Raw genomic sequence first — 19,598 nt, 5'->3', positions numbered from 1 at the left:
AAACCAAGGACTTTTATGTCGCGACGCATATCCCCCGTCATACCCGGCTTCGGGCTGACGCTGGGTTACACATTGGTGTACCTCAGCCTGATTGTGCTGATACCGCTTGCGGTCATGTTCATCCACGCGTCCCAGCTGAGCGCCGCTCAGTTCTGGAACATCGTCACCGCGCCTCGCGTGCTCGCAGCGCTCAGGCTGAGTTTCGGCACCGCGTTTTTCGCGGCGATCATCAACGGCGTCATCGGCACGCTGCTGGCCTGGGTGCTGGTGCGTTACACCTTCCCCGGTCGCAAGATCATCGATGCGATGATTGATCTGCCGTTCGCATTGCCCACCGCCGTTGCCGGTATCGCGCTGACCGCGCTGTACACACCCACCGGTTTCATCGGCCAGTTCGCCGCCGACATGGGCATCAAGATCGCCTACAGCCCCTTCGGCATCACCCTGGCATTGACCTTTGTCACCTTGCCCTTCGTGGTGCGCACGGTTCAGCCGGTGCTGGCGGACATCCCCCGGGAAGTCGAAGAAGCGGCGGCGTGCCTTGGCGCCAAACCCCTGCAAGTCTTCCGTCACATCCTCGTGCCGGCCTTGTTGCCTGCCTGGCTGACCGGCTTTGCGCTGGCCTTCGCCCGGGGCGTGGGTGAGTACGGCTCGGTGATTTTCATCGCCGGCAACATGCCGATGAAGACCGAAATCCTGCCGTTGCTGATCATGGTCAAGCTCGACCAGTACGACTACACCGGCGCCACGGCGATCGGCGTGATGATGCTGCTGGTGTCGTTCGTGCTGTTGCTGCTGATCAATCTGTTGCAGCGACGCATCGAAACCCCTAACTGAGGAGGCGCACCTATGTCTGATTCATCGCTCATTGCTGCGTCCTCCGCCAACGCTGCCCGTCGTGGCAGCGCGGTGTCGCGGCGCATTCTGATCGGCCTTGGCTGGCTGGTCTTTGCGTTCTTCCTGTTGCTGCCATTGGTGGTGGTGATCGGCCAGGGTTTGAGCAACGGCCTCGGCGGATTCTTCGCGGCCATCCTCGAGCCCGATGCGCTGTCGGCCCTCAAGCTCACCGTGTTCGCAGTGCTGATTTCGGTGCCGCTCAACGTGGTCTTCGGCGTCGCCGCGGCCTGGTGCGTGAGTAAATACTCGTTCCGCGGCAAGGCGATTCTGGTCACCCTGATCGACCTGCCGTTCTCGGTCTCGCCGGTCATCGCCGGTCTGATCTACGTGCTGATGTTCGGCGCCCGTGGCGTGTTCGGTCCCTGGCTGCAGGAGCACGACATCCAGATCGTCTTCGCCCTGCCGGGCATCGTACTGGCGACCATCTTCGTCACCGTGCCGTTCGTGGCCCGCGAGCTGATTCCGCTGATGCAGGAGCAGGGCACGCAGGAAGAAGAGGCCGCGCGCCTGCTCGGTGCCAATGGCTGGCAGATGTTCTGGCACGTGACCGTCCCCAACATCAAATGGGGCCTGATCTACGGCGTGGTGCTGTGTACCGCGCGGGCCATGGGCGAGTTCGGTGCGGTGTCTGTGGTCTCGGGCCACATTCGCGGCGTGACCAACACCCTGCCGCTGCATGTCGAGATTCTCTACAACGAGTACAACCACGTGGCTGCATTTGCCGTGGCGAGCCTGTTATTGATCCTTGCGCTGTTCATCCTGCTGCTCAAGCAGTGGAGCGAAGCGCGCATTAGCCGTCTGCGCAAAAACGCGGCGGAGGAATAATTCATGTCGATCGAAGTCCGTAACGTCAGCAAGAATTTCAACGCCTTCAAGGCCCTCGACGGCATCAGTCTGGATATCCAGAGTGGCGAGCTCGTCGCGCTGTTGGGCCCGTCCGGCTGTGGCAAGACCACGCTGCTGCGCATCATTGCAGGGCTGGAAACGCCGGATAAAGGCAGCATCGTGTTCCATGGCGAAGATGTCTCCGGCCACGACGTGCGTGATCGCAACGTGGGTTTTGTGTTCCAGCATTACGCGCTGTTTCGCCACATGACGGTGTTCGACAACGTCGCCTTCGGCCTGCGCATGAAGCCCAAAAACCAGCGCCCGAACGAGAGCCAGATCGCGGTCAAAGTGCATGAGCTGCTAAACATGGTGCAGCTGGACTGGCTGTCGGATCGCTATCCGGAGCAACTGTCGGGCGGTCAGCGTCAGCGGATTGCCCTGGCGCGTGCCCTGGCGGTGGAGCCGAAGGTCTTGCTGCTGGACGAGCCGTTCGGCGCGCTGGATGCCAAGGTGCGCAAGGAACTGCGTCGCTGGCTGGCGCGGCTGCACGAAGACATCAACCTGACTTCGGTATTCGTGACCCACGACCAGGAAGAGGCGATGGAAGTCGCGGACCGCATTGTGGTGATGAACAAGGGTGTGATCGAACAGATCGGCTCCCCCGGCGACGTCTACGAGAACCCGGCCAGCGACTTCGTCTACCACTTTCTGGGTGACTCGAACCGCCTGCACCTGGGCGATGACAATCACGTGCTGTTCCGCCCGCACGAGGTGTCGTTGTCACGGCATGAAGTGGAAGGGCACCACGCGGCGGAGGTTCGGGACATCCGTCCGTTGGGCGCCACGACGCGGGTGACGCTGAAGGTCGAAGGGCAACCCGAGCTGATCGAAGCCGAAGTGGTGAAAGACCATGACAGCCTGACCGGACTGGCGAGGGGCGAGACGTTGTTCTTCAAGCCGAAGGTCTGGCAGAAAGTCGACAACCTCTAAGCGTACCCCTGTAGGAGCGTGGCTTGTCCCGCGATCTGCCGGGGACCGGCAGCAATCCTGATAATGCGTTCTGCCTGATGCACCGCATTATCCAGTTTGCGACGACTGCGTCGCCGATCGCGGGACAAGCCACGCTCCTACAGGTTCGTGTGGGTACTCACAATCCGGGCCGGACGCAGATCCCTTGTAGGAGCAATCGGAGGTTACTACGGTCGCGAAGGCGGTGGGTCTGAGCTTTAAACCGCAGCCTTTTTCAAATCCCGCCGATGGGTCTTGCCCACTCGCGCTTCGATGGCGTGCTGCAACTTCTTTCTCATTCCCAGCAAAAAAGCCGCTTCGGCGACGACAAACAGCGGGCCGATGATCAGGCCTGTGAGGTCGTCGACAAACGCCGGCTTGCGGCCTTCGTAATAATGGCCCACAAACTGAATCACCCAACCGAGCACGAACAAGCCGACGCCTGCGCTGAGCCAGACCATGGTGGTCTGTTGCGCCAGATGGGCGCCGAGCCACAGGCACAGCGTAAGCAGAACACCCATCAGCACGCCGAAGAAGGCGTCCAGCCGCAGGTAGAAAAATGTGGCCGCCAGACTCACCAGCAAAGCGGGCGACACCCAAATCCCGCCGAGGGACCAACTGGTCCAGCCGGGGCGTGACAGCAGCACGGCCACCGCGATCACGATCAGGGGAATGCCGACGAAGTGGGTGAGGATATTGCGGGTGTCGCGGTGGTAGGCCGCGTACTGGCTGAGGTGATCGACGAGGTTTTTCATTGTTATTCCTCTGTGGATACGTGGATCATGCCGCTGATTTTTTAAGGCTGAGCCCGCTGCACGGCTCAGCCTGCAACAAAACGCCGGCTATCAAAAGGAGATTCACATGACGAATGGAACCCAATGGCGCTCATGGTTTATCAACGACCGATGGTTCCGCGATCTGCCTGCGCTGTTGCAGGATAGCTTGCTGAGCAGCATGCGGCAGCGCCGGGTGACGCCCGGCAAATCGATCTTCCAGCGCGGCGACCCGGCGCCCGGTCTGTACGCGTTGCTCACGGGCTCGTTGCGCATCAATCCCCTCAAACCACAGCAAGGGGACATGCCCCCGGCAGAAGGCTATCGGCCCTTCTGGTTCGGCGAGGCCTCGTTGTTCGACGACCTCCCCGCAACCCACGATGTGTTCGCCCAGGATGCGGTCATTCTTCTGCACATGCCCCACGCGCCACTCAAGCAACTGCTGGCTGAGCACCCGGCCTTTTGGCGGCACTTCCGCGATTTGCTGGGACGCAAGCTCGGCCTCGCCGTGCCCGCCATCGAAGACATCACCCTGATGCCGACTGAAGAGCGCGTGGCGTTTCGGCTGCTGATGCTGGCCGAAGCCTATGGCGAGATGGACCGCTCCGTGCGCAGCGTGCCCCTTGCCGACATGGCCTCGAGTCGCTGCCTCGGGTTGAGCGGTGAGGTGGTCGAGCGGGTGTTGGGGCAGCTCGCCGAACGGCAGCTCGTCCGGCGCGATCACGATCTTATCGGCGTGCTGGACATTGAATGGCTGCGTGAGGCGGCCCTTCATCGCCTGACCGGCGCATGCGGCTGAGGGCGTCACCCGTCAGCGCAGCATTCCTTCGCGATACTGGCTTGGCGTGATGCCGGTCCAGCGCTTAAACGCGCGGCTGAAACTGCTGGTGTCGGCGAAACCGAGCAGATAGGCGACTTCACTGAGCGAGCAACCGGGGTCGCGCATGTGCTGCAGGGCCAGATTCTGCCGGCATTGATTGAGCAGCAAGTCGTAGCGGCAACCCTCGTCGGCCAGATGGCGTTGAAGGCTGCGCAGGCTCAGGTGCAGGGTGTGGGCGATGTGTTCGGCGGACGGCTCGCCCTCCGGCAAGTGGGTCTCGATGGCGCCACGCACCTTGCGCTCCCACGTCAGTGCACTGATTTGCTCGAGGGTGCGGTTGAGCACCGCCTCGTTGTGCACGGCCAGCTCCGGATTTCCATCGTCCAGGTGCCTGTCGAAATCCTCGCTGGCAAAACTCAGCAGATTTTCCGCCGCGCCGAAAAACAGCGGCGCACGGAAGACGTCATGCCACGGCTGAGGGTCTTCCGGTTGCGGACGCATCAGGTGCACGGCCAGCGGCGCGTAATGACGGCCCAGGCGGTTGCGACAGGTGCGCACATAGATTGCGGCGAAGGCGTCCATGGCCTCATTGGCCGGCACCTGGCTGCCGTCGGGCACGCGGAAACGAAATTCGTAACGCTCATCCACACGTTCAAAGCTCATCACCAGCGGGTCGCTCACCACCGGGTGATAACGCACGATGCGTTCGAACACCTCACGCAACGAGCCGCTGGCGACCAGCGCGTAACCCAGTGCGTGAAAGGTCGTCGGGCTGACGAAACGAGACACCCGCAAGCCCAGCGCCGGATCGCCACTGGCCTGCACCGCCAGCTCCCAGAAACGGGTGGTCACTGTCACCGGGTATCGCGCGTTGGGATCATCCATCAGCTGCGGATCCAGGCCTGCAGCCTGACTCAGCGCGAGGCTATCGAGGCCGAGAGCATCGAGTTGCTTGCGCAGGGCGCGGGTCCAGCTGGCGAGAATGCTCGGCTCAGACATACAGGTTGGCGCCTCCGGTCTACAGATTGGCGTTCACGGTCAGGCAGCTTCCCTCCCCAAGCGGCACAGTGGTGCCACGTTTTCTCATCCTGAAACCGGAGAATGGAATCATGCACGACACTTCTGCAAGTGCTGCCGGACTGAATGCACAACAACGATCAGCGCATATTCGTGCCGTGGTTTCCGCCCACGGCGCCGCGTTGCGTGAGCGCTATCCGCTGCTACGGCATCAGGACGCCATTGGCGCCGGCATCCTGTTCTTCGCACTGGCCGGCATGATCGGCAGCGCGGCGCTCTATCTCGGGGGTTATCTGGCCTGGTGGTCGTGTCTGCTGCTGAATGCGTTCTTCGCCTCGCTGACCCACGAGCTTGAACACGACCTGATCCACAGCATGTATTTCCGCAAACAGCGCGTGCCCCATAACCTGATGCTGGCACTGGTCTGGCTGGCGCGGCCGAGCACAATCAACCCATGGATTCGTCGGCATCTGCACCTCAACCATCACAAGGTCTCCGGCACCGAGGCCGATATGGAGGAGCGCGCCATCACCAACGGCGAGCCATGGGGCCTGGCGCGGTTGCTGATGGTGGGCGATAACGTAATGTCGTCGCTGATCCGCATGCTGCGCGCGAAAACCTGGGCGCATAAGTTCAGCATTCTCAAGCGCACCCTGCGTGTCTATGCGCCTCTGGCGCTGGCGAATTGGGGCACGTGGTACGTGTTTCTGGGCTTCCATGCCGCCAATGCCATTGCCGGTCTGATGGGCAGCCCGATTGAATGGTCGGCGGACACGCTGGCGGTCATGCACGTCATCGACATCGCTGTTGTGGTGTTGGTGGGCCCGAACGTGCTGAGGACCTTCTGTCTGCATTTCGTCAGTTCGAACATGCATTACTACGGCGACGTCGAGATGGGCAATGTCATGCAGCAGACCCAAGTGCTCAACCCGTGGTGGATGTGGCCGCTGCAGGCGTTCTGCTTCAACTTCGGCAGCACCCATGGCATCCATCATTTTGTGGTGAAGGAGCCTTTCTACATCCGCCAGATGACGGCATCCGTTGCGCACAAGGTGATGGCTGAGATGGGCGTGCGCTTCAATGACTTCGGCACCTTCGGGCGGGCCAACCGGTTTGAGCGGATGACTGAAAATGACTCGGTGCTCAAGCCTGCGCGCGGTTGATACCTGACGGACCATTGCGCCAGTCTCGCCGGCTTGTAGGAAATTTCTCCGGATAAAAATTTCTGTAACAACCGCCCCTTAATCTCTGCTCATCCCCGGCGAGCTGGGGGCAGACAGCGTGATTCTCAGGGTCACCCCTTTAAGGCAGGGGGTGGCCCTCTTTTTTGGCGCCTTCTTCTGATGCAGCGGCATATATTTTCGAGCTATTAATAAATAGCTTCTTATTCTTTTTCGAATATATGTCCGATCCCTATACTCGCCCCCATGAACGCACCATGCAGGAGGCGAAGGCCATGCATAACGAATCGATCCGTTACTTGATCGTGCCAGGCTGGCAAGGATCTGCCGACGACCATTGGCAAACTCACTGGCAGAACAGCCTGCCCAACAGCGTGCGCGTGGAGCAGGCCGACTGGCTTAAACCGCGTCGAGAAGATTGGGTGGGTGAACTGCAGCGCGCTATCGCCTCTGACAGCACACCGGTGATTCTCATCGCCCACAGCCTGGGTTGCGTCACCGTCGCCCATTGGGCGCAGCTGGCGCCTTTGACGAGTTTGTGTCAGGTGCGAGGGGCCTTGCTGGTGGCCCCCGCTGACGTCGAACGCCCCAATTGCCCGCCGGCGATCCGCAATTTCGCGCCGATTCCCGAGCACCTGCTGCCGTTCCCGACCCAAGTGGTCAGCTCGGACAACGATTCAGCCGTCAGTGCGTTGCGCGCAATGGAAATGGCCCGCAATTGGGGCGCCGAAATTGGCATCCTCAGCGGCGCTGGCCATATCAACGTGAAGTCGGGCCATCAGCGTTGGGAGCAGGGTTTCGCTTACCTGTACCGGCTGCAAGGGCGTATCGAGCAACTTACCCGCCGCCGCGCATGACATCAGCACACGTCACCGTCGTTGCGCACGAGCCCACTGTTCTCAGCATCATTTTCGCCGCAGTGAACCGACAGGTGCTGCGGCTTTTTTTTCAACGCCCGGGTCCATGAATGGCCGGGGCGGGAGCCTGCCATGAGCCTTTCCGACATTTCGATCCACCCGCTGTTGACCTTCCCTGATGCTGAAAAAAGCCCGCTGAGCATCCGCGCCAAGGCCTTGGTGTTCGTCGATCCTCGATCACGGCAGCTGCGCGAAGAGATGGAGCTGCTGGCACCACTGGACCTGCCGGTTCTGATCCGCGGCGAATCCGGCACAGGCAAGGAATTGCTCGCGCGTCATATTCACCGTGGCAGCGACCGGGCCGGGTTGTTCGTGTCGGTCAACTGCGGCGCCATCAGCTCGACTTACGCCGACGCCGAGCTGTTCGGTTACGCCGCTGGCGCCCACAGCGGTTCTGCCAGCAGTCGTGCCGGCTGGTTCGGCTCGGCAACCGGCGGCACCCTTTATCTTGATGAGATCGCCGACCTGCCAATGGCGATCCAGATCAAGTTGCTGGCGGCGCTGGAAAACCACGAAGTCACCCGCGTCGGCGCCACGCAGCCCAGCCAGGTCGACGTCAGGCTGGTCGCAGCGACCAGCATCGATCTGCGCCTGTCAGTCGCCGCCGGCAAATTCCATGAGCGGCTTTATCGCTACTTGAACGAAGGGCGCCTCGATCTGCCGGCGTTGCGCGAGCAGCCGGGCAACATCCTGCCACTGGCCGAGTACTTCCTGGGGATTTACAGCCAGCGCTTCGGCTTCGAGATGCCGTTGATCGGCGAGGACGCGCAGCGCGTGCTTGAAGCCCATTACTGGCCGGGCAATACGCGGGAGCTGGAGAACGTCATTCACTACGCGCTGCTGGTCAGCAGCGGTGCGGAAATCCTGCCGGAACACCTGAATCTGCCTGTTCGCTGAGGGCACTCGGGCTTATGTATTTGATGGGCCGGTGGGAAAACGCCCCCTGAGAACGAAAAAGCATAACCATCCGACTAAAAAGTATTGTCTCGGAATAAAAAATCTCGGTACTGTCCGCATCAGCCGCCACCCTGCCAAGGGTCGATCCCGCGGCAGATCGAAGGCACAGTCGCCCACGAGGCGACCCGATTTCTATTAAGGACATCGCATGAAGAAGACGTTTCTGTTCACCGCACTGGCGGCCGCTCTCTCCCTGGGCATCAGCGCTGCACACGCTGCCGAGAAGCTCGTTGTGGGCGCCACCGCTGTTCCGCACGCCGAGATCCTCGAGCTGATCAAGCCTGAACTGGCCAAAGAAGGCGTGGACTTGCAAATCAAGGTCTTCACCGACTACGTGCAGCCGAACGTGCAACTGAACGAGAAGCGTCTGGACGCCAACTACTTCCAGACCAAGCCTTACCTGGACGGCTTCAACAAAGGCAAGGGCGCTACCTTGGTGACTGGTGTCGGCGTACACGTCGAACCGTTCGGCGGCTACTCGAAGAAGTGGAAGTCGATCGCCGAGCTGCCTGATGGCGCAACCGTTGCCATCCCTAACGAAGGCAGCAACGCCGGTCGCGCCCTGCTGCTGTTGCAGAAGAACGGCCTGATCACCCTGAAAGACCCGAAAGACGCTCTGGCGACGCCGAAAGACATCGCCACCAACCCGAAGCACCTGAAATTCCGCGAGCTGGAATCGGCGCTGCTGCCGCGCGCGCTGGATCAGGTTGACCTGGATCTGATCAACACCAACTACGCGCTGGAAGCCAAGCTCAGCCCTAAAAAGGATGCGCTGATTCTGGAAGGTGCCGACTCGCCGTACGTGAACTACCTGGTGACCCGTACCGACAACGCTCACACCGACGCGATCGAGAAGCTGTCCAAGGCGTTGACCAGCCAGCAAGTCAAAGACTTCATCAACAAGAAGTACGACGGCGCGGTACTGCCGGCGTTCTGATCAAGGCCTGAGCGAGCAACTGCCGCGCGCTCAACGATAAAAAACGCGCTTGCCCGCCGCTGCTCCCGCTCCGCTGACGCACTGTCATCGGCTGCAGGGAGTGGCGACGGGCAAGCGCGTTTTTGCATTTTAACGTAGAAATTCGTCAACGTTTCCGGGCCTGCGGCTGCGGTGAGGACAATGAGTACCGACGTCCTTCGATAGGTTGTTCGGCGCTATGCATATGCTCTAACGATATTTAAACTTCCGTTCTTATAGCTTTAAAGTCCTCCCTCCTCAGCCACGCCTTTTGGAGTCGGAGTTCTCATGCCAGCAGCCTCCCACGCTTCGTCCGCGCAAGCGCCCGGTCAGCCGTTCGATGTGCGTCCATTCGCCGAAAAGGTGGGCGCGGAAATCGTCGGTCTGGATCTGTCCCGTCCGCTCAACGACGCCGATTTTGCCCGCGTGCATCAAGCGCATCTCGATTATCACGTTGTCGTCTTTCGCGATCAGCACATCACCCCGCAGCAGCAGATCGATTTCAGCCGCCGATTTGGCGTCCTGCAGATTCATGTGCTCAAGCAGTTCCTGCTCGCCAATCACCCCGAGATTCTGATCGTCTCCAATATCGTCGAGAACGGTCAGCCGGTGGGACTGGGCGATGCCGGTAAATACTGGCACTCGGACCTGTCCTACAAAGAACTGCCGAGCCTGGGCTCGATGCTCTACGCTCAGGAACTGCCGAGCGAAGGCGGCGACACCCTGTTCGCCGACATGCACCTGGCGTGGGACACGCTGCCGGAGCACCTGCGCAAGGCCGTCGAAGGTCGTAGCGCCGCGCACAGCTACACCTCGCGTTACAGCCATGGGCATAACGCCGATAACTGGCGGCCGACCCTCAGCGCTGAACAGTTGGCCCAGGTCGCGGTGGTCAGCCATCCGATCGTGCGCACCCACCCGGAAAACGGGCGCAAGGCGCTGTTTGTCAGCGAAGGCTTCACCACCCACATCGTCGGCCTGCCGGAAGACGAGAGTCAGGCGATTCTCACAGAGCTGTACGCCCACAGCGTTCGCCCGGAAGGCGTTTACCGCCACAAGTGGCAGGAGAACGACATGGTGTTCTGGGACAACCGCTCGCTGATTCATCTGGCCGGCGGCACGCCCGATCACCTGCGCCGTCGCTTGCACCGCACCACCATTCAGGGCGATGCGCCGTTCTGATCCAGGAGAGCTCCATGAATGCTGTTCTGCAAAGCCACACGGCTAGCGATCGCTTGAACGCGCACCAGGCCAATCAGCCCACCGCTGAAGCGCTGCTGCAAGTACAGGGCGTCAGCCTTGAGTACCGCACGCCGGAACGCGTAGTGCGGGCCACCCATCAGGTCAGTTTTGAAATCGATCCGGCCGACCGCTTCGTGTTGCTCGGCCCGTCGGGCTGCGGCAAGTCCACGCTCCTTAAAGCCGTGGCCGGATTCATTCAGCCCAGCGAAGGACAGATTCGTCTGGCTGGCCAGCAGGTCAGGGAGCCGGGGCCGGACCGCATTGTGGTGTTTCAGGAATTCGACCAGTTGCCGCCGTGGAAGACGGTGATCCAGAACGTCATGTTTCCGCTGCTGGCCTCGCGCACCCTCAAGCGTCGTGAAGCCGAGGAACGTGCGCGGTATTACCTGGAGAAGGTCGGCCTGAGCGCCTTCGCCGATGCCTATCCGCACACGTTGTCCGGCGGCATGAAGGCGCGCGTGGCGATTGCCCGGGCGCTGGCGATGCAGCCCAAGATCCTGCTGATGGACGAGCCCTTCGCCGCGCTCGACGCATTGACCCGTCGCAAGATGCAGGAGGAGCTGCTGGAGTTGTGGGAAGAGGTGCGCTTCACGCTGCTGTTCGTGACCCACTCCATCGAGGAAGCACTGGTGGTGGGCAACCGGATTCTGCTGCTGTCGCCCCATCCGGGCCGCGTGCGCGCCGAGATCAACAGCCATCAGTACAACTTGAAAAGCCTTGGCGGGGTTGAGTTCCAGGCGTCTGCTCAGCGCATTCACCGGCTGTTGTTCGACGAGGGCGAAGCGCCTGCAGTCGAGCCGGATCTGCGGTTTCAGGATGTTCGGATTGCCTACTGATCGCGGTTCGTCGCGCTACCCCATCAAGAGATTGCACCCATGAGCCTTTCACCCCCTCTGCGGGAAGAATACGAAGTCGTGCTGGAGCCTTTCACCCAGGAAGACCTGGCCCGCGACATTCCCCTCGCGCAACGCATCTGGCAGGTGAGCTGGGTGCGCAAGGCCGTCATCCTCGTCGCCCTCGCGATCATCTGGGAAATCGCCGCGCGCATTCAAGGCAACGACTTGCTGCTGCCGAGCTTTCTGCAAACCGCTTCGGCGTTTATTGACGGCATTGCCAGCGGCGAATTGCTGACCAAGGTCTGGATTTCCCTGACGGTCCTGGTCAAGGGCTACCTGATTGGCATCGTCCTGGCGTTCGGCCTGACTACCCTGGCGGTGTCGACTCAACTGGGCCGCGACCTGTTGGGCACGCTGACGGCGATGTTCAACCCGTTGCCGGCCATCGCGCTGCTGCCGTTGTCGCTGCTGTGGTTCGGCCTGGGTGAAAACAGCCTGATCTTCGTGCTGGTGCACTCCGTGCTCTGGGCACTGGCGTTGAATACCTACGCGGGATTTCTCGGGGTCTCTGAAACCCAGCGCATGGCCGGGCGCAATTACGGGCTCAAGGGGCTGCGGTTCGTCTGGTACATCCTGATCCCCGCGGCGCTGCCGTCGATTCTCGCCGGTCTGAAGATCGGCTGGGCGTTTGCCTGGCGAACCCTCATCGCCGCTGAACTGGTGTTCGGTGCGTCTTCAGGCAAGGGCGGTCTGGGCTGGTACATCTTCCAGAATCGCAACGAGCTGTACACCGACAAGGTATTCGCGGGTCTGGCGGCGGTAATCATCATCGGTCTGCTGGTGGAAAACCTGCTGTTCAGCAACGTCGAGCGCCTGACCGTGAAGCGGTGGGGCATGCAGCGCTGATCTGCTTTATCAACGAACGCTCCGCCTTGTGGCCGCTTGATAGGCAATGAGGCTGTCACCCCCTTTCGCCTTCATCGTGAGAAATATATGGATTTTTCGAAGACAGCTGCACCCTCCAAGCGCCCGACACTGACCGCGCTCGCCGCCGCATTGGGGCTGGCTGGCGCATTGTTGAGCAGCGGCGCCCACGCTGAAGGCAAGATCAGCATTGCTCAGCAGTTCGGCATCGGTTACCTGATTCTGGACGTCGTTCAGCAGCAGAAGCTGATCGAGAAGCACGGCAAGGAGCAGGGCCTGGATATCAAGGTCGACTGGAACAGCATTTCCGGCGCCACCGCGATGAATGAAGCCCTCTTGGCTGGCGCGCTGGACGTGGTGTCGGCGGGCGTGCCGCCGATGCTGACCATCTGGGACCGGACCAAGGGCAGGCAGAACGTCAAGGCGATTGCTTCGTTGGGCTCGATGCCCAATTACCTGCTCAGTAACAATCCGAACGTAAAGACCCTCAACGACTTCACCGACAAGGACCGCATCGCGGTGCCGGCGGCGGGCGTGGGTTTCCAGTCGCGCACCTTGCAGATCGAAACCGCGAAGCTGTTCGGGAACGACAATTTCAAGAAATTCGACAACATCTCGGTCAGCCTGCCGCACCCGGATGCAACCTCGGCGCTGATCGCCGGCGGGTCGGAGATCAGCGCGCACTTTTCCAGCCCGCCCTTTCAGTATCAGGAGCTGGAAAACCCCAAGGTGCATAAGGTGCTGAGTTCGTACGATGTGCTGGGCGGCCAGGCGACGTTCAACGTGCTCTACACCACCCAGAAATTCCACGACGAAAACCCGAAGACCTACAAAGCGTTCTATGACGCGCTGGCCGAGGCCGAGAAAATCATCAAGGCGGACAAGCCTGCGGCGGCGAAGACCTACATCGACGTCGAGAAATCGAAACTGCCGTTGCCGCTGGTGGAGAAGATCGTCTCTGACCCGGAAATCGACTTCACCGTCGTGCCCCAGCGCACGTTCATCTACGCCGAAAAACTGCACGAGCTGGGTGTGCTGAAAAACAAGGCCGACAGCTGGAAGGATTTCTTCTTCGAAGAAGCCCACGGTGGCGCGGGGAGTTGATCCTTGATGTTTGATCGGGCTGTTTAGGCACGTCAGATAGGGAGGCGGTGTGCCAGTTACACCGCCTTCGCGACCGTCGTAACCTCCGATTGCTCCTACAGGGGATTTGCGTGCGAGCCAGATGTTTGGGACGCAGCGAACTTGTGAGATATCCCGTCGTCCAGACGAGGCGCTGTTTCGCGTCAAACACAACCCCTGTGGGAGTGGGCTTGCTCGCGAAGGCGGTGGGTTAAACGGGGACTGATTTATTTACAGCGCTTCTCCGTAAATTAATCTGTCCCCGAGTGCGGTAATCCAAAAGCCGGCATCTGCTCTTGCCGGGGCGCCTTGGGCTTGGGGGGATGTGACGCGAAGCGTTGGCAAGACTCAGTAACTCAAAATGCCTGCGGCAGACTGCTAGCGCGGGGACAGATTAATTTACGGTGGAGTTGTAAATAAATCAGTCCCCTTTAAGCAGTGTCCGCAGGCAGAGCTGCGGCGTTGTCATGTTCATGAGAGCGAGCTTGCTCGCGAAGGCGGTGTGTCTGCCAACATCGATGTCATAGATCCGCCCCCATCGCGAACAGGCGCGCTCTAGCGTAAATTGGCGTGCGACCTAGAGCCCGGCAGAGGTCCTTACCCCAAGGAACCCTGATCTACGCTCACAGTCGCATGACCACATCGCAACGGCGTTCGGCGGCGCGGTGTCGTAATGGCTTGGCACAAGGAGCTTGCATGCCCGCCCAACCCCCTCTTTTTCGTGGTCGTCTGACCGTTATTTCCATCGGTCTGTGCCTGGCCGTTCTCGCCGGCTGTGGCAAGGAAAAGCCCCAGGAGCCCGTGCGCGCACGCGTGCAGGCGCAGGAGGTCAAGACGGTCGATTTCGCTGCGGACGTGGCACTGACCGGGGACGTGCAGGCGCGGGTGCAGACGCAGCTTTCGTTCCGGGTGGGCGGCAAGATCATTCAGCGTTCGGTCGATGTCGGCGATCGGGTGTCGGCCAAGCAAGTGCTGGCCAAACTCGACCCTAAAGACCTGCAAACCAACGTCGACTCCGCCATCGCTGCCGTTGCCGCCGAGCAGGCGCGCGTGAAACAGACCTCCGCCGCCTTCGTGCGTCAGGAAAAACTGCTGCCCAAGGGCTACACCAGTCGCAGTGAATACGATTCGGCCCAGGCGCAATTGCGCGGCAGTCAGAGCGCGCTCAAAGCCGCCCAGGCGCAACTGGCCAACGCCCGCGAGCAACTGAGTTACACCGCCTTGATCGCCGACGCGCCGGGGATCATCACCGCGCGGCAGGCGGAAGTCGGCCAGGTCGTGCAACCGACGGCACCGATCTTCAGTCTGGCCCGTGACGGTGAGCGCGATGCCGTGTTCAACGTTTACGAATCGCTGTTCGTTAACCCGCCCACCGACCAGCCGGTTGAAGTCACGTTGCTGGACAACCCCAAGGTCAAGGCCGTCGGTAAAGTCCGTGAAGTCACGCCAGCCGTGTCAGCGCAGACGGGCACGCTGCAAGTGAAGATCGCACTCAGCTCGCTGCCGCCGGGCATGGACTTGGGTTCGGTGGTCAGTGCCGCCCTGAGCGTGCCGGCCAGGACCAGCGTCGAACTGCCGTGGTCGGCCCTCACCAAGGGCCTGGGCGATCAGCTCGGCCAGCCTGCCGTTTGGGTGGTCGATGGTGACAACAAGGTGAGCCTGCGCGGCGTCACGGTCGGGCGCTACCTGACGGGCAAAGTGATCATCGTCGACGGTTTGAAGAACGGTGAAAAAGTGGTCGTTGCCGGCAACCAGTTATTGCACCCCGACATGCAGGTCGAACTCGCCGACGTGTACCCCGATCCCTCCAAACAACCGACAGGAGACAAGCCATGAAGCGCCTGTCGGGAATCATATTGACCGGTCTGCTGTTAAGCGCCTGCAGCAAGGAAGAGCCGCCGCCGGAGCCGGTTCGGCCGGTGCTGTTCATCGAAGTGAAGCCCCAGGCGCAAGAAAGCCTCGGTCGCTTCGCCGGCAACATTGCCGCGCGCTATGAAAGTACCTTGGGTTTTCGCGTCTCGGGCCGCATCGCCCAGCGCAGTGTCGATGTCGGCGCACAGGTCAAGAAGGGCGACATGCTCGCGGTGCTCGACCCGACGGACCAACAGAACCAGGTGCGCTCGACCCAGGGCGATCTGGCCCGGGTCGAAGCCCAGTTAATCAACGCCCAGGCCAACGCCCGTCGGCAGCACGAGCTGTTTGATCGCGGCGTCGGCGCCCAGGCTGCGCTGGATGTCGCCGTCACCGACCTGAAAACCACCCAGTCTTCCTACGACCAGGCCAAGGCCGCGACGCAACAGGCCAAGGACCAGTTGAGCTACAGCGAGCTGCGCGCCGATCACGATGCCGTCGTCACCGAATGGAAAGTCGAGGCCGGCCAGGTGGTCAGCGCAGGTGAGCAGGTGGTGACACTGGCGCGCCCGGACATCAAGGAGGCAGTCATTGACCTGCCGGCGCAATTGAGTGATCAACTGCCCAGCGACGTCGTCTTCACAGTCGCCAGCCAGTTGGAGCCAGAGATCAACACCACCGCGACCGTGCGAGAACTCGAACCCCAGGCCGAAAGCACCACGCGCACCCGTCGCGCACGTTTGACCCTGGCAGAAACGCCGTCGGCCTTCCGCTTGGGCACAGCGATCAGCGTGACCCTGAGCTCGGCGATCAAACCGCGCATCGAGCTGCCCGCCACCTCCGTGCAGGAAGTGGATGGCAAAACGCAGATCTGGGTCATCGACACGCAGAATCAAACGGTTTCCCCACGCGTCGTCACGGTCGTCAGCCGCAGTGATGATTCCGTGGTACTGGCCGGTGGCGTCAACGATGGCGATCGCATTGTGACCGCCGGCGTCAACAGCCTCAAGCCGGGGCAGAAAATCAAAGTCGATAAGGAAAGCCCACGATGAAAGGGACGTTCAACCTCTCCGATTGGGCGATCAAGCATCAGTCTTTTGTCTGGTACCTGATGTTCGTCGGCCTGCTGATGGGCGTGTTTTCCTACATGAACCTGGGACGCGAAGAAGACCCTTCGTTCACCATCAAGACCATGGTCATACAAACCCGCTGGCCGGGCGCGACCGTGGATGAAACCCTTGAGCAGGTGACCGACCGCATCGAGAAAAAGCTCGAAGAACTCGACTCCCTCGACTACGTGAAGAGCTACACCCGGCCGGGCGAGTCCACTGTTATGGTTTACCTGCGCGACACCACCAGCGCGGAGGCCATTCCTGACATCTGGTACCAGGTGCGCAAGAAGATCGACGATATTCGCGGGCAATTTCCCCAGGGGATTCAAGGCCCGGCGTTCAACGATGAATTCGGCGACGTCTACGGTTCGATTTACGCCTTTACCTCCGACGGCCTGACCCTGCGCCAGCTGCGCGACTACGTGGAGCAAGTGCGCGTCCAGATTCGCGACGTGCCGGGTCTGGGCAAAGTCGAGATGATCGGCGAGCAGGACGAAGTGCTCTACCTGAACTTCTCCACCCGCAAGCTGGCCGCCCTGGGGCTGGATCAACGTCAGGTCGTGCAAAGCCTGCAATCGCAAAACACCGTGACGCCTGCCGGGGTCATCGAGGCGGGTCCTGAGCGCATATCAGTGCGCACCTCCGGCCAGTTCGCGTCGGAAAAAGACCTGGAAAACGTCAACCTGCGCCTCAACGATCGCTTCTATCGCTTGAGCGACATCGCCGAAATTACCCGCGGCTATGTGGATCCGCCCAAGCCGCTGTTCCGCTTCGACGGCAAGACCGCCATCGGCCTGGCCATCGCCATGAAGAAGGGCGGCAACGTTCAGGAGTTCGGCAAGCAGTTGCACGAACGCATGAGCGCCGCAACCGCCGACCTGCCGATTGGCGTGGGCGTGCACGTGGTGTCCGATCAGGCGCAAGTGGTGGAGAAAGCCGTCGGTGGTTTCACCAGCGCGCTGTTCGAGGCCGTGGTGATCGTACTGATCGTGAGCTTCATTAGCCTCGGCATGCGTGCGGGGCTTGTGGTTGCCTGCTCGATCCCGCTGGTGCTGGCGATGGTCTTCGTGTTCATGGAATACAGCGGCATCACCATGCAGCGTATTTCGTTGGGCGCGTTGATCATTGCCCTCGGCCTGTTGGTCGATGACGCGATGATTACCGTGGAGATGATGGTGTCACGCCTTGAAAAAGGTGAGACCAAAGCCCAGGCCGCGACCTATGCTTACACGTCGACGGCGTTCCCGATGCTCACCGGTACGCTGGTGACGGTCGCGGGCTTCGTGCCGATCGGCCTGAACGCCAGCTCGGCAGGTGAATACACCTTTACGCTGTTCGCAGTGATTGCCGTCGCCATGCTGGTGTCGTGGGTCGTTGCCGTGCTGTTCGCGCCGGTGATCGGCGTGCACATCCTCAGCGAAAACGTAAAGAAGCACGATGAGAACGCCAAGCCCGGTCGCATCGCACGGGCGTTCAACGGCTCGATGTTCTGGGCCATGCGTCACCGCTGGTTGACCATCATCATCACGATTTTGCTGTTTGCCACGTCGCTGTTCTGCATGCGCTTCGTGCAGAACCAGTTCTTCCCGTCATCGGACCGCCCGGAGATTCTGGTCGACCTCAACCTGCCGCAGAACGCGTCGATCAACGAGACCCGCCGCGCAGTGGACAAGCTCGAGGCGACCCTCAAGGACGATCCGGACATCGTCAGCTGGAGCACTTACATTGGCGAAGGCGCGGTGCGTTTCTACCTGCCGCTGGATCAGCAGCTGGAGAACCCGTACTACGCGCAGTTGGTGATCGTCAGCAAAGGGCTGGAAGAGCGCGGCGCGTTGACCGAGCGCTTGCAAAAACGCTTGCGTGATGACTTCGTCGGCATCGGCACTTATGTGCAGGCGCTGGAAATGGGGCCGCCGGTGGGTCGTCCGATTCAGTACCGGGTCAGCGGCGAGAACATTGATGAAGTGCGTCAGCACGCCATCGAACTCGCCACGCTGTTGGACAAAAACCAGCACATCGGCGAGATGATCTACGACTGGAACGAGCCCGGCAAAGTCCTGCGCATCGACATCAACCAGGACAAGGCGCGGCAGCTGGGCTTGTCGTCCGAGGACGTTGCGCAGTTGATGAACAGCGTCGTAACCGGCTCGGCGGTGACCCAGGTGCGCGATGACATCTACCTGATCAACGTCGTTGGTCGCGCGGTGGATGCCGAGCGAGGGTCACCGGAAACCCTGCAGAACCTGCAGATCGTCACGCCCCAAGGCACGTCGATTCCGCTGCTGGCCTTCGCCAATGTGCGCTACGAACTGGAACAGCCGCTGGTGTGGCGTCGCGATCGCAAACCGACGATCACGCTCAAGGCCGCCGTGAGCGACGACATGCAGCCGACTGACCTGGTCAAGGAACTCAAGCCCGAGATCGACAAATTCGCCGCCGGTTTGCCGGTGGGCTACAAGGTCGCCACGGGCGGCACGGTGGAGGAGAGCGGCAAGGCGCAGGGGCCGATCGCCAAGGTCGTGCCGTTGATGATCTTCCTGATGGCCACGTTCCTGATGATTCAGCTGCACAGCGTGCAGAAGATGTTCATCGTCGCCAGCGTTGCGCCGTTGGGATTGATCGGCGTTGTGCTCGCGCTGGTGCCGACCGGGACGCCGATGGGGTTTGTGGCAATCCTCGGGATTCTGGCGCTGATCGGCATCATCATCCGTAACTCGGTCATTCTGGTGACGCAGATTCATGAGTATGAAGTGGCCGGCTATCTGCCATGGGACGCAGTGGCGGAGGCGACTGAACACCGTCGTCGTCCGATCCTCCTGACCGCTGCGGCGGCAAGCCTGGGCATGATTCCCATCGCCCGCGAAGTGTTCTGGGGGCCGATGGCCTACGCGATGATCGGCGGGATCATCATCGCGACTCTGTTGACGTTGCTGTTCCTGCCAGCGCTGTACGTGGCCTGGTACAAGATCAAGGAGCCGAGTGACGAGGAGCGGCGCAAGCATCAGGAACGCCAGCAGGAAGAGCAACACCGCCGTGAAGACGGTGCGGACGACGGCGCCTCCTCTCCCGCGCATTGACAGGTTTGGTTAAGGGCAAGCCAGCCAGTCCCACTGGAGCGATGCACGCACCCAGTGGGGCTGGCTTTAGCCGGGATGGCA

General features: G+C 61.1%; 16 protein-coding genes and 1 pseudogene. 15 read left to right on the top strand and 2 right to left on the bottom strand.

Annotation, left to right across the window (positions count from 1 at the left end; translation table 11 throughout):
• Positions 1-15 precede the first annotated feature (15 nt).
• Genes cysT through SLW75_RS20760 form a run of 3 tightly spaced genes read left to right on the top strand, consistent with a single transcriptional unit; the run spans position 16 to position 2,715 of the window.
• Positions 16-837: a sulfate ABC transporter permease subunit CysT gene (gene cysT, locus SLW75_RS20770; RefSeq protein ID WP_065990979.1), complete on the top strand. Its 822-nt coding sequence runs from the start codon at positions 16-18 to the stop codon at positions 835-837.
• Between the two features lie 12 nt (positions 838-849).
• Entirely contained in the window at positions 850-1,722 is an 873-nt protein-coding gene (gene cysW / locus SLW75_RS20765) for a sulfate ABC transporter permease subunit CysW (RefSeq protein WP_065990981.1), read from the top strand.
• Between the two features lie 3 nt (positions 1,723-1,725).
• On the top strand, positions 1,726-2,715 hold the full coding sequence (locus SLW75_RS20760) for a sulfate/molybdate ABC transporter ATP-binding protein (protein WP_065990983.1): 990 nt from the start codon (positions 1,726-1,728) through the stop codon (positions 2,713-2,715).
• A 236-nt stretch (positions 2,716-2,951) separates the two neighbouring features.
• Here the strand turns inward: SLW75_RS20760 and SLW75_RS20755 are convergent, their stop codons facing one another.
• Positions 2,952-3,488 carry a DUF962 domain-containing protein gene (locus tag SLW75_RS20755; RefSeq protein ID WP_410935325.1) on the bottom strand — a complete coding sequence of 179 codons (537 nt, stop codon included), beginning with the start codon at positions 3,486-3,488 and terminating at the stop codon, positions 2,952-2,954.
• Between the two features lie 106 nt (positions 3,489-3,594).
• On the opposite strand from SLW75_RS20755, the gene SLW75_RS20750 reads away from it, so the two are divergent.
• Positions 3,595-4,305 (top strand): Crp/Fnr family transcriptional regulator, encoded by a 711-nt coding sequence (locus tag SLW75_RS20750; RefSeq protein WP_410935324.1) that lies wholly within the window; start codon positions 3,595-3,597, stop codon positions 4,303-4,305.
• A gap of 12 nt (positions 4,306-4,317) precedes the next feature.
• Here SLW75_RS20750 and SLW75_RS20745 read toward each other — a convergent pair whose 3' ends face one another.
• A complete protein-coding gene (locus SLW75_RS20745; RefSeq protein ID WP_410935323.1) occupies positions 4,318-5,325 on the bottom strand; it encodes an AraC family transcriptional regulator in 1,008 nt (335 codons plus the stop codon).
• A gap of 110 nt (positions 5,326-5,435) precedes the next feature.
• Between SLW75_RS20745 and SLW75_RS20740 the strand changes: the two genes are divergently transcribed.
• The 11 genes and pseudogenes from SLW75_RS20740 (at position 5,436) to SLW75_RS20690 (ending at position 19,517) form a co-directional block, all read left to right on the top strand.
• On the top strand, positions 5,436-6,506 hold the full coding sequence (locus tag SLW75_RS20740; RefSeq protein ID WP_410935322.1) for a fatty acid desaturase: 1,071 nt from the start codon (positions 5,436-5,438) through the stop codon (positions 6,504-6,506).
• A gap of 293 nt (positions 6,507-6,799) precedes the next feature.
• Positions 6,800-7,381, top strand: a complete 582-nt coding sequence (locus SLW75_RS20735) for an alpha/beta hydrolase (RefSeq protein ID WP_192135872.1) — start codon at positions 6,800-6,802, stop codon at positions 7,379-7,381.
• A gap of 132 nt (positions 7,382-7,513) precedes the next feature.
• A pseudogene (locus SLW75_RS20730) lies at positions 7,514-8,329 on the top strand (sigma 54-interacting transcriptional regulator); the annotation flags it as partial.
• Between the two features lie 217 nt (positions 8,330-8,546).
• Positions 8,547-9,335, top strand: coding sequence for a MetQ/NlpA family ABC transporter substrate-binding protein (locus tag SLW75_RS20725; RefSeq protein ID WP_065990991.1), 789 nt, complete (start codon positions 8,547-8,549; stop codon positions 9,333-9,335).
• Between the two features lie 306 nt (positions 9,336-9,641).
• The gene (locus SLW75_RS20720; protein ID WP_296310323.1) at positions 9,642-10,535 is read left to right on the top strand and encodes a TauD/TfdA dioxygenase family protein; all 894 of its coding nucleotides are present in this window, start codon (positions 9,642-9,644) and stop codon (positions 10,533-10,535) included.
• 14 nt (positions 10,536-10,549) lie between these two features.
• Positions 10,550-11,431 carry an ABC transporter ATP-binding protein gene (locus tag SLW75_RS20715; protein WP_407073235.1) on the top strand — a complete coding sequence of 294 codons (882 nt, stop codon included), beginning with the start codon at positions 10,550-10,552 and terminating at the stop codon, positions 11,429-11,431.
• A 39-nt stretch (positions 11,432-11,470) separates the two neighbouring features.
• Positions 11,471-12,337 carry an ABC transporter permease gene (locus tag SLW75_RS20710; RefSeq protein WP_122536747.1) on the top strand — a complete coding sequence of 289 codons (867 nt, stop codon included), beginning with the start codon at positions 11,471-11,473 and terminating at the stop codon, positions 12,335-12,337.
• A gap of 87 nt (positions 12,338-12,424) precedes the next feature.
• On the top strand, positions 12,425-13,459 hold the full coding sequence (locus SLW75_RS20705; protein WP_410935321.1) for an ABC transporter substrate-binding protein: 1,035 nt from the start codon (positions 12,425-12,427) through the stop codon (positions 13,457-13,459).
• 714 nt (positions 13,460-14,173) lie between these two features.
• Complete coding sequence (locus tag SLW75_RS20700; protein WP_296310561.1) at positions 14,174-15,313, top strand: efflux RND transporter periplasmic adaptor subunit; 1,140 nt, start codon at positions 14,174-14,176, stop codon at positions 15,311-15,313.
• Entirely contained in the window at positions 15,310-16,380 is a 1,071-nt protein-coding gene (locus SLW75_RS20695) for an efflux RND transporter periplasmic adaptor subunit (protein ID WP_192135884.1), read from the top strand. The genes SLW75_RS20700 and SLW75_RS20695 overlap by 4 nt, the downstream gene beginning before the upstream one ends.
• The gene (locus SLW75_RS20690) at positions 16,377-19,517 is read left to right on the top strand and encodes an efflux RND transporter permease subunit (protein ID WP_065991004.1); all 3,141 of its coding nucleotides are present in this window, start codon (positions 16,377-16,379) and stop codon (positions 19,515-19,517) included. The genes SLW75_RS20695 and SLW75_RS20690 overlap by 4 nt, the downstream gene beginning before the upstream one ends.
• The last annotated feature ends 81 nt before the right edge of the window (positions 19,518-19,598 follow it).

It is taken from the genome of Pseudomonas sp. W5-01 (assembly GCF_046540435.1).
Lineage (GTDB): Bacteria > Pseudomonadota > Gammaproteobacteria > Pseudomonadales > Pseudomonadaceae > Aquipseudomonas > Aquipseudomonas graminis_B.
This window is presented reverse-complemented; position numbering and strand designations above follow the sequence as displayed.